We start from the raw sequence: 13376 nt of genomic DNA, 5'->3' as shown, positions 1-13376 counted from the left end.
CTAGAAGTGTCCTCGCTCGGCGCGCTGGGTGCCATCCACGTACACCGTCACCGGCCCATCGCGGTTCGGATAGAGGATGGGGACACCGCCCCGGGTCACATGCGGCCGCTTGCTCGGACGCCCCGGCTTATCGACGACCACCGCCGTCACCCCAGCTGGCGCCTCAAACTCCGGTGGCAGCTCCGACACGTGCAGCACATCCCCGAGCTGCGCGGGCTCCGGACCGCCTGGCCTGGGCACTAGGAAAACCAACCCCAGGAGCAGCCAACGCGCATGTCCGGCGTGGATGAGCCACAGGAGCCAGCCGGCAAGCACGATCGTCCAGGTCACGGGTAAGTCGGGGCTGGGGGTGTCGGCAAGCGTGCGGGCGACGGTGGCGATCCACCAGGCGAAGGGTTCGGCAAGGTGGAGTACGGGTGGCCAAGCCACGCCGATGAGGCCGAGAATCGTGACCGGGGCGACCGCGGGGGCGGCGAGCAGGTTGGCGGGGATGCTGGCCAGGAGGATGTGGCCGCTCATCGCAGCCACCAGTGGCATGGTGACGAGCTCCGCGGCGATCGCGACGGCCAAGGCCCGTTTGAGTATGTCGGGGCCAGGTAGCCGAGCGAGGGCCCGATAAATCAGGGGCGAGAGTGCAACGAGTCCTGCGGTGGCGGCCACGGAGAGCGCGAAGCCGAAGGATGAGGCGAGGTTGGAATCGTAAAGCAGCAGACCGATCACTGCGACGCACAGGCCGTGCGCGGGTTCCACCTGCGCCGACCCCAGCACCGCGAGCAGGCCCACGATTCCCATCACGCTGGCCCGCAGCACCGACGGCTCGAAGCCGACCACCGCGACGAAAACCCCCAGTGTGACGGCGGCGACCGCCACCTGGATGCGAGGCCCTAAGGTACAGGCCTTGGCAAGCAGGACGGCGGCGACCGTGAGGATCGTGATGTTGGATCCAGACACCGCAGTTAAGTGGCTGAGCCCGGTGTCCAGGTACATCTGCTTTTCCACGGTGTCCTGAGCTGAGGTATCGCCGAGCACCATGCCCGGCACCAGTCCTTCCGAAGCTGGCCCGAGGATCTGCGCACACGACTGCCGGAAGTCTTCCTTGACCTGCAATGCCCAGGCGGTAAATCCCTCTGGTGGCCGTAGTGTTTGGATGCTGCGCAGCTGGAGCACCACAGGTGAGACTTCCGGATTGTCATTGGCTGAGGCGGTGGCCGTCACCAAAACTTCGCTGCCCACAGGTGGTGGCGGCTCCGCAGCAAACGCGCGCACCGGCACTCCCCCAACATCTAGTTGCAACGCCCAGCCGCCCGTCCGAGTCTGCGTTGGGGTGGACGCGACACTCGCGTGAATCGAGAACGGAAAGCTCTCAGGGGCTCTGAGCAGCCGCAGCCAAGCGGTTGCCACGCCGGCACCGGCCAGGGAGGTGGCCGTAAGCGACTCCCCAAGAAAACGCACGGCTGCAGCCGCTGCGATTGCGACCAAGACGAGACCGGCCCACGGCTGCCTCGTGATCAACGTGACCAACACCGCCGCCCACGTCAGGAGCGCCGCCGGGACCAAGCGCAGCTCCCTCACAAGGTCACTTCCGGAGCGATCGCCGCGAACTTTGCCGGGCCAATCCCTTTGACCTCCTGCAACTGCTCGATCGCGCTAAAGCCGCCAATCTTGTCCCGATGGGCAATGATCGCCTGCGCCGTCTTCTGCCCCACCCCATCTAGCTGCTCCAAGTCAGCAGCCGTGGCCGAGTTGAGAGAAACTTTGCCACTGGTGGCTCCGGGGCTAACCGGAGCCACGCCTACCTTTGGCACCACGATCTGTTTGCCATCGGCCACCTTCTCCGCCAAGTTCAGCGCGACCATATCGGCCTCCGGGAGTGGCCCAGCCGCCGCCACCGCGTCATGCACTCGAGCATTCGGTGTGAGCGTCACCAGCCCCGGCGCGGACACTTCGCCCACGACGCTGACCACGGCGATACTCGGAGTGGGGACACTCGTTGCCGGAGTGAAGGTGTGGGAGGGGGCTGGGGCGTCGTTAAGCACTGCCCAACCTGCCAAGCCAAGCACGCAGAGCACGGCGACCCACATGCCTTGCTTCGGGTCGATTTTTAGGCGTGGTTCGGGGTATTTGACGGCGAGCAGGTCCTCTTCGCCGGTCGGGCGAGTGAGGTCTTTGAGTCGGGTCGTGAGGTCCATGGCGCTAGAAGATAGCGCGTTTGAGGAAAATCGGTTGCAGCAGAAACGCTACACCTGTGGATGGTCCTCATCTTGTGGATAAACCACCGCGACGGCGAGCGCGCCGGGGCCCACGTGGGTGCCGATCGCGTCATCCAGATCGGTCATTAGATAAGTGGAACCCTCGTCGAGCACCGCCTGCATCGTCCGAAGCAGCCCGTTCGCAGCCTCACGAGCCTCCGTCTGCTGAATCGCCACAAACACAGGCTTTCCGCCCGCGTGCTCAGCAATCATTTCCACCAGCTTGATAAACGCCTTGGTCTGGGTGCGAGTTTTCGCCGCCAGTTCTACCTTGCCCTCGCGCAGCATCATGATCGGACGCGTCGCCAGCGCCGAAGACATCAGCGCAGTCGCAGGCGAAAGCCGACCGGATTTGCGCAGGTCATCGATTCGATGCAGGTACAAGTACAGTTCGGATCGCTCGAGGGTATCGATCGCAGCCTGATAGCAGGTCTCGAGATCCTCCCCCTCCTTCGCGAGTTTCGCCGCAGCCATCGCAGCTGCACCGATCGCCATGCCTGCCGAATTCGTGTCCACCACGTGCACCGTGCCGTCGAATACGCCCGCAGCGGTCACCGCATTGGTCCAGGTCGACGACAATTCCTTCGACAGATGCAGCGCCAACACGCCATCGTCCCCACCGCGCTCCAGCTGCCGAGCGTAGGCAGCCGTCAGTTCCAGAGCCGTGAGTCCAGCGGTGGATGTCGCCCCGCCACGGCTCATCACGTGCAGCGGGAGCACCGTGATTTCCAAATCCTCCGCAAGGTCCTTTGGCAGGCCCGCCGAAGAATCCGTCACAATCCGAACCGGCATGCTAACCCACGCTCATGTTCCAGCCATCCAAGTACCACTGCGCGTCCTTGGTGTTGTCCCGTGTGAATCGAGCCTGTGGGATCACCGGATCCCCCTCCCCGTCCGCATCCGGGCTGCCCTGGAAATACCTCGGACGCGCCGTCAGCTGCGCCCAACACGTGTTCTTCAGCCCCGAGAAAATCGGGTACTGCTCCGGAGCGAGCTCCAGCAACGACGATGTCAGCGCGGCAATCGTTCCGCCATGCGCCACGACCAGCACGGTCGAATCATCCCACTGGTGGTAGTCGGCCATCAGCTCGTCGATAACCGCCCGCGCACGCGCAGCCACCTCCAGCCGCGACTCGCCCTCCGGCGGTGCCCAGCCAGCGTCGTGACGCCACAGTGCCCGCGCACCCGGATGCTGCGAATCGACTTCCGCGTGGCTCATGCCCTGCCACTGCCCAAGGTGCGTCTCTCGCAGGCGCTTATCGACGCCCACCTCAACGCCCACCTTGTTAGCCACGGCCTTCGCAGTTTCATGCGCCCGCATCAGGTCGCTGGACACAATCCGCCCGATCCCGGCCTCGGCGAGGAACTCGGCGGCCTGATCAGCTTGCTTGATGCCGACCTCGGACAGCTCCGTGTCCATTTGCCCCTGCATACGGCGAGTGGCGTTATAGAACGTCTCGCCGTGGCGCATGAGGATAAGGCGGCGGGTCACAGTTCGTCCGCATCTGGTTCTTGCTCAGCGAGCGGAATATCATCGATAGACTGCGCTTCACGCTCGTTGACCTCAGTCTCCCAGGCCTTCGGACGCTGAGGCGTCTCGATGCCCTCGATCTCAATCAATTCGCAATCGCGCCACAGACGATCCAAGCCATAGAACTCGCGCTCCTGAGTCCGGAAGATGTGCACAACAAACTCGCCGTAGTCGAGCAAGGCCCAGCGGCCTTCGCGAGCACCCTCACGACGAATCGGCTCGATACCGTTCTCAGTGAGCTTGTCCTCGATTTCCTCAACGATCGAAGTCACCTGACGCTCATTGCTCGCCGAAGCGATCAGAAACACATCAGTAATGGTGAGGACCTCGGAAACGTCAATAACGGCGATTTCCTCAGCCAACTTGTCATCAGCGGCCAAAGCAGCAATGGTCGCGTAACGAATTGAATCTTGAGAAGCAGTCACGAAAATCCTTCGGTAGTAGTTAGCTACCTAGTTTTCCACGATTAGGGGCATTAAGGCTAGTTGGAGGATTTTGAGGCGGCTGGGTTTTGATGAAATTTTGTTTGGATGGCGTGGGGAGGTGGGTAAACCTCACCGCTGATTTTAGGTTTACCCATTATTAGGCTGTTTGGCAGTCCAAATGGTGGGTAAACCTCGCAGTAGCTGGCAGGTTTACCCACTGAACCCAACGCACTGGGTAAACCTTTCGACGGCCACAAGGTTTACCCACCAATTCGCCCATCCGCACGTCCAAATGATGGGTAAACCTCACCCACCGAATCAGATTTACCCATCACAATCGATCACCTCATGAGCCCGATTACATCTGAGCTTTCCAAACGGCTTTTTGGATTCGCCGCCGGAGCTGCTCGGGGAATGCCAGTTCGGGAGCAGTGACTGTGATTACTTGCCAACCTCGGTCTTCGAGCTTCTTACGGATCGCGAAGTCCTTGTTTCTGCGTTCACGGTTGTAGTGGTCCTCGCCGTCATAGTAAACAGCGACTTTGAGTCCTTTCCACGTCAAATCGATGAATGTGAACGGGATTTCTGAGCGCGGAGTGTCGTAGACAGCCTTCTGTAGTTGCAGGTTAGGAGCTAGATCCCCTGCTATGAGGCGAAGTGAGGTCTCTTGGGGCGAATCGGCCCCACTGACGCTTTGTTTCGCCAGCTTCAACAACGAAGTCTTGGAAAAGCGTTGAGTGGAGGCATCAGCGAGTTGATTCCACGACACTTTACATTTCCGACGCGCTGCATCAATTAATTGAACCGCACGTACTTCCCACGGTTCGAAGCCCTCGATGGGAGGCACCCACCAGGTGATGCGCCCTTGTTTGAGTTGGATCAGGGCATCTATGACGCACACTGCTGGAGAAGCTACGGCGAGTTTTGGGAAAACTGGATCCTTCCCAAACTCGTAAGCAACCTTGGAACGGCACAAGCGAATGATGTCTGACGACACGAATCCAATGGAATTGGGGCTATGCACTATGACCGGAAAGACTTCCGACCAATAGGGGATCCCGTGATAATTCAAGCCAGCAAATCCGCCGATCACCAGCTTGCCAAAAGCCAGGTGTTCGCAGCGGGCGCGCGCCACTGCGTTAACGCTGGAATCAGCTGGCAGATAGGCGCCCGGCCGAACTCTCACAAGTCCTCGAGAGATACGAACGCTTGGAACAGGAACAGAGTCAAAAGTAAATGTCTTCACATTTACTTAGACTGATGAACTGCCCTCAATGGTTGCATAGAGCCCGGTTTTGTTGATGAATTGTACGACTCCGTCGGGAACGAGGTACCAGACCGGGCGGCCAGTGGCAGCGCGGGCGCGGCAGTCTGTCGAGGAGATCGCCATCGCGGGAATCTCGAGCAAAGTCACGCGACCTTTGTGGATGGCGGGATCGATGTCGGAAGTGAGCTCATAGCCAGGCCTGGTAACACCCACAAAGTGAGCAAGTTCAAACATGGCTGGCCAGTCGCGCCAGGTCACGATCTGTGCGAGGGCATCCGCACCAGTAATGAAGTACAGCTCAGCGTCGGGATAGAGCTCACGCAGATCCTGCAGCGTGTCGATGGTGTAGGTCGGCCCCTCGCGTTCAATGTCGACGCGTGAGACTCGGAAGGAAGGATTAGACGCGGTGGCGATGACCGTCATCAGGTAGCGGTCCTCTGCGGAGGACACATTGCGACCAGCCTTTTGCCATGGCTGGCCGGTAGGCACGTAGATGACAAGGTCGAGGTTGTAGCGGGATGCTACCTCTGAACCTGCTACTAAGTGGCCATTGTGGATGGGGTCGAAGGTGCCACCCATGATTCCGATTCGTCGCGGAGCTGCGGTCATGTGTCCACAGCCTACTAGAGGCTAGCCAGCAGAGTGGATAAGTCCCGCGAATTCACGTGCGACGAAGTCACGGTCGCCTGGGAATGGAGTGTTGCCGATAAAGTACTGATTGTGGCCCCATGGGTTTTCGACTTCGCCCTTAGCCACCTTGACCGCGTTGAAGTCACACCAGACATCGCCCTGCACGCAGTATTCGATGCGTCGGTCGTTCGAGCGGATGCGGGAGCCGTTGCCCGGAGTCTTGGCCAGGACGCCGTCGCCGGACAGGCCGCTACCAACGCGGTGTGGGTCGGCAGCGGAGGTGTACGGGGAGCCCATGTACAGGGCACCAGCTAGACGGCCTTCGCCGGCCAGCTTCTTCTCCAGGTCAGTGATCACAGTCGCGCCCTGAGAGAAGCCCACGAGCAGGTACTTGGAGTTGCAGCCGGTGGCTGCGTCATGGGCCCGGACGGTAGCTTCGGCGCCGACGCGACCGACGGTAATGGAGTTGAGGAATGCCTTAGCTCGCGGCATGACTCGGTCAGTGAATTCGCCCAGCGCCTCAGAGACATTGGTCGGCTGGCGGAAGTCCTGCTCTGGGAAGTTGGCTGGGTAGGCACGCTCATCAATACCCACGACCTGAACGTTCGTGAACAAGGAGGTACCGGTGTCGCGCTGGTGAACATTCTCGGCGTAGTTCAGGAAGGTGCGAATGGTGGAGCCTTCCCGGCCGTTGGAGACCCAGTGGGAGGCACCATAGCGGGTTGGTTGCCACTCGTAACCACCATTTTGACCGGAGCCACGGGCTGCGAGCACCACGACAGCTGGGCAGCGATCCTGAGCAACGGCAGTCGGAGCTGCGACGACACTCGCCAACGCAGCCAATGCCACTGTCAACGACTTCGTAATTTTACCCAGCTTCGTCATGTCTCCCCTTATTGTCGGTGCTCAAACGAACCGATTGTTACACACCCTATAACCGAAAGAAACCCAAGGTGAAACGCGTGTGACGAGTGGGAGAAATGGGGCAAAAATGACCTAAGGGCGCACCTGTCCAGTGCCCTGGAGGATCCACTTGGTGGTGGTTAGCTCCGGCAATGCCATCGGCCCGCGAGCGTGCAGCTTTTGCGTAGAGATGCCAATCTCGGCGCCCATGCCGTACTGCTCGCCGTCGGTAAAGGCCGTGGATGCGTTGATCATGACCGCAGCAGCGTCGACGGAGTCGGCAAATCGCTGCGCCGTCACGATGTTGTTGGTGGCAATGGCTTCGGTGTGGCCGGTGGAATAGCGCGCGATGTGTTCGATGGCGCCGTCAATGCCGTCGACAAGCGCGGCGGCGATGTCCATGCTGAGGTACTCGTCGGCGAAGTCCTCCTCGGTCGCCGCAACATCGGCGCCTAGCTTCTCGACGTCCCCATGCACGCGCACCCCTGCCCCCTGCAAGGCTTCGATGATGCGCCGTGGTTCTGGGAGGGCGGAGTCGATGAGGACGGTCTCGGCGGTGTTGCACACGCTCGGGCGACGGGTCTTCGAGTTGAGCAGGATGTTGATGCCGAGATCGATGTCAGCATCGCGGTCGATGTAGACGTGGCAATTGCCAGTGCCTGTTTCGATGGTCGGCACTGTGGCTCCCAAGACAACGGCATTGATCAGGCCCGCGCCGCCACGAGGGATAACGACATCCACCAAGCCGCGGGCGGTGATGAGGTCCTTGACACTGTCGTGCGTGTCGCATGGCAGGAGTTGGACAGCTTCGGCTGGCACGTCATGCTCAACCAGTACGTTTTGTAGGATCCCTACCAGCGCAGCGTTAGAATTCCGGGCGGACTTGGACCCGCGCAGGAGCGCGACATTGCCGGATTTCAGTGCAAGGCCAAACGCGTCGACAGTCACGTTGGGGCGGGCTTCGTACACCATGCCCATGACGCCAAGTGGAACGCGAATCTGCTTCATCTGAATGCCATTTGGCATGGTGGAGCCACGCAGCACCTCGCCCACTGGATCCGTGAGGGAGGCGACCTGGATCAATCCACCGGCGATACCTTCGATGCGAGCCTCGTCCAGCGAAAGACGATCGATGAGTGACTCAGCCATTCCCGCGGCCCGACCGGCTGCAATATCAGCCTGGTTAGCAGCGAGAATGTCGGCGGAGCGCTCGATCAATCGAGTGGCCGCCGCATGGAGAATCTCATTCTTGCGCCCCGAGGTCAGCCGAGCAACCTCCGGGGCAACAGCCTTTGCAGCACGAGCCTTGGCGAGAACTTCTTCGCGTTCAGTCATGCTGCACTAGTTTAGCCGACAGCGTTGCCGATCAGGGTGCCAATTACACCCGCGAGGGCGATCAAGCCAGCGGTGAATGCCACAGCGTAAGGAGCCAACTGTGGCTGGGTGAAGCCCTGCTGCAACTTGTTAACGTCGAGGACAGGGTTAGGGCCGAAAGTAGCAGCAGCAGCGCCCAGGCCAGCCAGTCCGATGGCAACGGAGGAGCCGATCATGGCTGGTTCCTGAGAAGAACCGGACTCCTGAGCAAATGCAGGGGTGGAACCAAGGGTCAGAGAGGTTGCTACTCCAACTGCGACAACGAGCTTAGAAAAAGACTTCACGATGATCCTTTCAATAATTGAATATAGGTCCTCTCTAGTTTAAGCACGGGTGGCGAAGTTTGACAGGTAATCAGCATGAACAACTGGTCGCTTCATGCCTTCTGGCAGCTCGTGCGAGTGCTTTCCGATCATCGGACGAAGGGTTCGGGAGTCGTATGCCACTTCACCTCGACCGATAATCTCCCCTTCCGGCCCGATGATGTCCACGATCTCACCGGAGTGGAAGTCACCCTCGATCTCCGTGATGCCGACTGCCAAGAGTGACGTGCCGCCAGAAGTCACCGCTTGCACTGCACCGGCATCCAGCTTCAACGTACCCGCCGTATCCGCGGCATACAGCACCCAAAACTTCCATGCGCTGAGCGCATTCTCCTTTGGGTGGAAAACCGTGCCCACGTCGGCCCGATCCAAGGCCGGCCCAATGTTGTCCGCACTCGTCAGCAGCACCGGGATGCCACCACGGCTCGCCAACCGAGCTGCAGACAACTTGGTGGCCATGCCGCCCGTTCCTACGCTGCCGCCGCCACCGGCGATCACTCCCTTGAGGTCGTTACCGTCCCTAATTTCGGACATGAATCGAGCGGTAGGGTCGACGGGGTTCTTGTCATAGAGGCCATCGACGTCGCTAAGCAAAATGAGTGCGTCCGCGCTGATCAGGTTGGCGACGATCGCAGCGAGCCGGTCATTATCGCCGAAGCGCACCTCGGAGGTGGCCACGGTGTCATTTTCGTTGATGATCGGCACGCTGCGCAGCTGGCGCAGTCGATCGATCGTGTTTTGGGCATTGCGCGCGCGGTCACGCTGACCGGCATCACTCGCGGTGAGCAACACCTGACCAACGGAGCGACCATAGCGGGCAAAACTTATGCCCCACTGATGTGCCAGATACACCTGCCCCACGGCGGCGGCCGCCTGTTTAGTGGGGAGATCAGCCGGGCGATGCGCGAGGCCCAGCGGGGCCATGCCGGCAGCAATAGCACCGGAGCTCACCACGATGACATCAGTATTGCGGGCCATGCGGGCTTGCAGCGCATCGACGATGCGATCGATCTTTGCCACATCGACCGTGTGATCGGCAGCGGTGAGCGAGCTCGAGCCAATCTTGACGACGATCTTCTTTGCCTGCGCGATCTGCCCGCGGAGCTCAGATTCGTGGCCGAACGCCGGGCCACTTGCTTCGGCGCTCGGGAACTCGACCGGGCGAGCGATAGCATCGGTAAACGGCGCGTGGGGCAATTGTTGCATGAGAGCAAATATAGTCGGTCAGGAAGTGAGGGTACCCCCACACCACCTAATAAAAACCGAACTAGCCCTGCCAACGCTCGCGGTCGGCCTCTTCCCCATCGCCATAATCGAACTCGTCGATGAGGCCACGGCGTGCCTGGGAAGCACGCTTACGCTCGGCAGCAGAAATACGCTCGGAACGCTCCAGGCGAACGTCGGTACCACGGCCTGTCATGAGGGAATCGGCACCTGCCGCCGTCATTGGCTCCCACTCGAAGGTCACGTCACCGATGGTCACCTGCGCACCTTCGACGGCACCTGCCTTGAACAGGGCATCTTCCACGCCGGCGCGTGCCAAGCGGTCTGCGAGGTAGCCGACAGCCTCGTCGTTTTCGAAGTCCGTTTGGCGGATCCAGCGCTCCGGCTTTTCGCCACGCACGATGTAAGCTCCCTCGTATTCAGGGTCCTTCTCCACCACGAAACCGAGCTTGTTCTTCACGGCATCAACTGCTGCCGGGCGAATGATCGTGCGGACCTCAGCCTTAGCCTTCGGGTTTGCCTTGCGGTGCTGCTGTACGATCTCCAAAAGCTTGTACTTGAGCGGGTCCAGCCCCTGGTGCGCGGCGGCGGAAATGATGAAGACCGGCCAGCCGAACTTCTCCTCGATTTCCGCTTTCAGGAACTCGGCCAACTCCATAGCTTCCGGAACGTCGGTCTTATTCAACACGACGATGCGCGGACGATCCTTCAAGTCTCCCAGACCAACGTCGTGGGACAGCGCTGATTCGTAGAGCGCAAGTTCGTTTTCCAGCGCCTCAATGTCGGAGATCGGGTCGCGACCGGGCTCCATCGTGGCGGTATCAATAATGTGCGCGAGTACTGCCGTACGTTCGATATGGCGCAGGAAGTCCAGGCCCAGGCCCTTGCCCTCGGAAGCTCCCGGAATGAGGCCCGGTACATCTGCGATGGTGAAGGATTCGTTGCCTACGTCCACCACGCCCAGGTTCGGAGCCAACGTGGTAAATGGGTAATCGCCGATCTTTGGCTTTGCCGCGGAGATCACGGAGATCAGGGACGACTTACCGGCGGAAGGAAAACCAAGCAAACCAACATCGGCCATGGATTTCAGTTCCAGGACAACGTCATGCTGTTCGCCCTTCTCTCCCAGCAAAGCAAATCCCGGTGCCTTGCGGGAACGGCTAGCCAGCGACGCATTGCCCAAACCACCATGACCGCCCTCAGCCGCGATGTAGCGCATGCCGACAGCAGTAAGGTCGGCCATGACCTCGCCCTTGTCATTTAGCACGACGGTACCTGCGGGCACCTCCAGCACGAGGTCCTCGCCACGCGCACCATTGCGGTGATCGCCAGCACCATTCGTGCCACGCTGGGCCTTGATGTGCGGGCGGTAGTGCAAATCCAACAGCGTGTGTACCTGGGAACTTGCCTCCAACACGATGTCGCCACCGTGTCCGCCGTTGCCGCCATCTGGCCCGCCAAGAGGCTTGAACTTCTCGCGGTGAACAGAGGCACACCCATTACCGCCGTCGCCAGCCTGAAGGTGCAAGACCACGCGGTCAACAAAACGGTTCATGGGGATTCCTCAAATTTCTAGCTAGTCTGTGCTGCTCGCCTGCTTATCGACGCCCACAGCAGTCATACGCCCGAGCCTAGCAGCTTCATAAAGAGCTTAATTGTAGCCGTTGGACCCGCTATTTCGTAATGGCGTTTTACTGAAGACTCGGCCGCTCCCTCTAGCAATGCAATTTTATGTGCAGTAGGTTTCAATTAATAGCTTCGTTCCATTGCTAGCGAAGGGTGCGCCTTGAAGAATTCCAACGTCATCTTTTCTGCTCTAGGCATTGGTTGCGCCGTGACGCTGCTTGGCGGGATATTGCTAGTCGGGGGAATCTTTGTAGGTGGCGTGCATCTGTGGGAATCGCTGTTCTACTCGGAGCCACTCACTGACCAGGAAAATGCGAAAATATCCGAAGTGCAGTCATCATTAGTCGATGTTGCTGGGCACGGAGCGGTCGTTTCCATAACTACAGACAACAAAATGCACAGCTCTCCCGAGCTCAAAGTGCATATTTCCATTGCAGAAAGCGTGACGGCCGCAGAAGCAGAAGCCATCGCTTCCCGTAGCAACGCACTGCTCCTAGAGCAGATTCCTAACGATTGGGAAGTGCGGGACCGGATTTCTTATGCCGCTATGGATGGCCTAAAAGTTGATCTATATCAAACACGGGCTGTCATCCTCCCGGATCAGTTCACACTCGCTGCTGCCGCTCCCGAAGGGACAGATTGGGTCAAGCTCAATGGTCTCGTTCGTGAGGTGGAGTGGCATAGCTTTGCCACCGACTCTTGTAGCGAACCATTTGTCGTCGCAAAGCAAGCGATCTCGACGGTGGCTGAAGAAAAACTCGAATCCACTGTGTCGATCGAAGTCCGCACATGCGAAGGTCGCACCACTGAGGGCGACCATGCGTTCCGTATTATTGCGCGACCAGAAGATGCGGGCCAGCAAATCGATCGGCTGCTCGAGCTACAACCAAAACTCATGGATAGAAAGATAGATTCCATGGCGATCACAGCAGACAGCACCCTGGTGTTACTGGAACAGGGCTTTCGGCAGAAAGAGCCCGGCCGGGCAGAGGACTACCAGGACTTGTGGCCATATGGGCAGGTCGTCATGGCCCAATCCAACATACTGGTCAGTGGCGGAAAGCCGAACGACAAATAGCGGGCAGCAAAAAGCCCGCACCCCAAAGGGAATGCGGGCTTCAATGCCAACGTTAGAGCTTAAGCTTCGACAGCTTCAGCTGGAACGATATTCACCGTGCGACGGTTGCGCTTGGTGGAGAACTGGACTGCGCCAGCCTTCAGTGCGAACAGGGAGTCGTCGCCACCGCGGCCAACGTTCTCGCCTGGGTGGAACTTGGTTCCGCGCTGACGGATGAGGATCTCGCCGGCCTTGACCTGCTGACCACCGAAGCGCTTAACGCCAAGGCGCTTAGCCTCAGAATCACGACCGTTAGAGGTCGAGGATGCACCCTTCTTATGTGCCATTTGGTTTCCCTCCTTCAGGAAAGCTAAAAGCCTGCCGGCTTACTTGATACCCGTTACCTTGACAACGGTCAGTGGCTGACGGTGGCCCTGACGCTTCTTGTAACCAGTCTTGTTCTTGTACTTCAAAATCTTGATCTTCGGGCCCTTGGTGTGCTCGACGATCTCAGCATTAACGCTGACCTTCGAAAGCTTTTCAGCATCGGTGGTTACAGTTGCGCCATCGACGAGCAGAACCGGGGTGAGAGCCACGGACGAACCTGGCTCACCCTCGATCTTCTCGACCTTGACGAGGTCACCTTCGGCAACCTTGTACTGCTTTCCGCCGGTCTTGACGATCGCATACATAGGAGGGCTACCCCTTTATCTAGAACTCGGCTCGGACGCAGGATTGCGCCCGAATGGACAAATGATTTTCTTGGC

General features: G+C 59.6%; 15 protein-coding genes. 1 reads left to right on the top strand and 14 read right to left on the bottom strand.

What is annotated here, in order from left to right; translation table 11 throughout:
• The 12 genes from CKALI_RS03050 to obgE all read right to left on the bottom strand — a co-directional run bounded on the left by CKALI_RS03050 (position 1) and on the right by obgE (position 11481).
• Complete coding sequence (locus CKALI_RS03050; RefSeq protein WP_156191896.1) at positions 1-1572, bottom strand: ComEC/Rec2 family competence protein; 1572 nt, start codon at positions 1570-1572, stop codon at positions 1-3.
• Positions 1569-2189, bottom strand: coding sequence for a ComEA family DNA-binding protein (locus CKALI_RS03045; RefSeq protein ID WP_156191895.1), 621 nt, complete (start codon positions 2187-2189; stop codon positions 1569-1571). Before CKALI_RS03045 ends, CKALI_RS03050 begins: the two co-directional genes overlap by 4 nt.
• A 48-nt stretch (positions 2190-2237) precedes the next feature.
• Positions 2238-3041 carry a DegV family protein gene (locus tag CKALI_RS03040; protein ID WP_156191894.1) on the bottom strand — a complete coding sequence of 268 codons (804 nt, stop codon included), beginning with the start codon at positions 3039-3041 and terminating at the stop codon, positions 2238-2240.
• Between the two features lies 1 nt (position 3042).
• Positions 3043-3741: a histidine phosphatase family protein gene (locus tag CKALI_RS03035; protein ID WP_156191893.1), complete on the bottom strand. Its 699-nt coding sequence runs from the start codon at positions 3739-3741 to the stop codon at positions 3043-3045.
• A complete protein-coding gene (gene rsfS, locus CKALI_RS03030) occupies positions 3738-4205 on the bottom strand; it encodes a ribosome silencing factor (protein ID WP_156191892.1) in 468 nt (155 codons plus the stop codon). The genes CKALI_RS03035 and rsfS overlap by 4 nt, the downstream gene beginning before the upstream one ends.
• A gap of 358 nt (positions 4206-4563) precedes the next feature.
• A complete protein-coding gene (locus CKALI_RS03025; protein ID WP_156191891.1) occupies positions 4564-5391 on the bottom strand; it encodes a hypothetical protein in 828 nt (275 codons plus the stop codon).
• Positions 5392-5457: 66 nt separating this feature from the next.
• Entirely contained in the window at positions 5458-6081 is a 624-nt protein-coding gene (gene nadD, locus CKALI_RS03020) for a nicotinate-nucleotide adenylyltransferase (protein ID WP_156191890.1), read from the bottom strand.
• A 21-nt stretch (positions 6082-6102) separates the two neighbouring features.
• Positions 6103-6987, bottom strand: a complete 885-nt coding sequence (locus CKALI_RS03015) for a cutinase family protein (RefSeq protein WP_156191889.1) — start codon at positions 6985-6987, stop codon at positions 6103-6105.
• A gap of 111 nt (positions 6988-7098) precedes the next feature.
• Positions 7099-8340 (bottom strand): glutamate-5-semialdehyde dehydrogenase, encoded by a 1242-nt coding sequence (locus CKALI_RS03010; RefSeq protein ID WP_156191888.1) that lies wholly within the window; start codon positions 8338-8340, stop codon positions 7099-7101.
• Positions 8341-8351: 11 nt separating this feature from the next.
• Positions 8352-8663 carry a hypothetical protein gene (locus tag CKALI_RS03005; protein ID WP_156191887.1) on the bottom strand — a complete coding sequence of 104 codons (312 nt, stop codon included), beginning with the start codon at positions 8661-8663 and terminating at the stop codon, positions 8352-8354.
• A gap of 39 nt (positions 8664-8702) precedes the next feature.
• On the bottom strand, positions 8703-9908 hold the full coding sequence (gene proB, locus CKALI_RS03000; RefSeq protein WP_156191886.1) for a glutamate 5-kinase: 1206 nt from the start codon (positions 9906-9908) through the stop codon (positions 8703-8705).
• A 61-nt stretch (positions 9909-9969) separates the two neighbouring features.
• A complete protein-coding gene (gene obgE, locus CKALI_RS02995; protein ID WP_156191885.1) occupies positions 9970-11481 on the bottom strand; it encodes a GTPase ObgE in 1512 nt (503 codons plus the stop codon).
• A 231-nt stretch (positions 11482-11712) separates the two neighbouring features.
• On the opposite strand from obgE, the gene CKALI_RS02990 reads away from it, so the two are divergent.
• The gene (locus tag CKALI_RS02990; protein ID WP_156191884.1) at positions 11713-12630 is read left to right on the top strand and encodes a hypothetical protein; all 918 of its coding nucleotides are present in this window, start codon (positions 11713-11715) and stop codon (positions 12628-12630) included.
• A 59-nt stretch (positions 12631-12689) separates the two neighbouring features.
• On the opposite strand, the gene rpmA is transcribed toward CKALI_RS02990, so the two are convergent.
• Positions 12690-12956, bottom strand: a complete 267-nt coding sequence (gene rpmA / locus CKALI_RS02985) for a 50S ribosomal protein L27 (RefSeq protein ID WP_156191883.1) — start codon at positions 12954-12956, stop codon at positions 12690-12692.
• A 39-nt stretch (positions 12957-12995) separates the two neighbouring features.
• The gene (rplU, locus tag CKALI_RS02980) at positions 12996-13301 is read right to left on the bottom strand and encodes a 50S ribosomal protein L21 (RefSeq protein WP_047240748.1); all 306 of its coding nucleotides are present in this window, start codon (positions 13299-13301) and stop codon (positions 12996-12998) included.
• Between the last annotated feature and the right edge of the window lie 75 nt (positions 13302-13376).

It is taken from the genome of Corynebacterium kalinowskii, from assembly GCF_009734385.1.
Classification (GTDB): domain Bacteria; phylum Actinomycetota; class Actinomycetes; order Mycobacteriales; family Mycobacteriaceae; genus Corynebacterium; species Corynebacterium kalinowskii.
The sequence above is the reverse complement of the archived record's forward strand: the minus strand, read 5'-3'. Positions and strand labels throughout refer to the sequence as shown.

Coding starts and splice junctions, on each gene's coding strand:
- CKALI_RS03045 (WP_156191895.1), bottom strand. CDS start 2,189: ATGGACCTCACGACCCGACTCAAAGACCTCACTCGCCCGACCGGCGAA.
- CKALI_RS03040 (WP_156191894.1), bottom strand. CDS start 3,041: ATGCCGGTTCGGATTGTGACGGATTCTTCGGCGGGCCTGCCAAAGGAC.
- nadD (WP_156191890.1), bottom strand. CDS start 6,081: ATGACCGCAGCTCCGCGACGAATCGGAATCATGGGTGGCACCTTCGAC.
- CKALI_RS03015 (WP_156191889.1), bottom strand. CDS start 6,987: ATGACGAAGCTGGGTAAAATTACGAAGTCGTTGACAGTGGCATTGGCT.
- CKALI_RS03010 (WP_156191888.1), bottom strand. CDS start 8,340: ATGACTGAACGCGAAGAAGTTCTCGCCAAGGCTCGTGCTGCAAAGGCT.
- proB (WP_156191886.1), bottom strand. CDS start 9,908: ATGCAACAATTGCCCCACGCGCCGTTTACCGATGCTATCGCTCGCCCG.
- obgE (WP_156191885.1), bottom strand. CDS start 11,481: ATGAACCGTTTTGTTGACCGCGTGGTCTTGCACCTTCAGGCTGGCGAC.
- rpmA (WP_156191883.1), bottom strand. CDS start 12,956: ATGGCACATAAGAAGGGTGCATCCTCGACCTCTAACGGTCGTGATTCT.
- rplU (WP_047240748.1), bottom strand. CDS start 13,301: ATGTATGCGATCGTCAAGACCGGCGGAAAGCAGTACAAGGTTGCCGAA.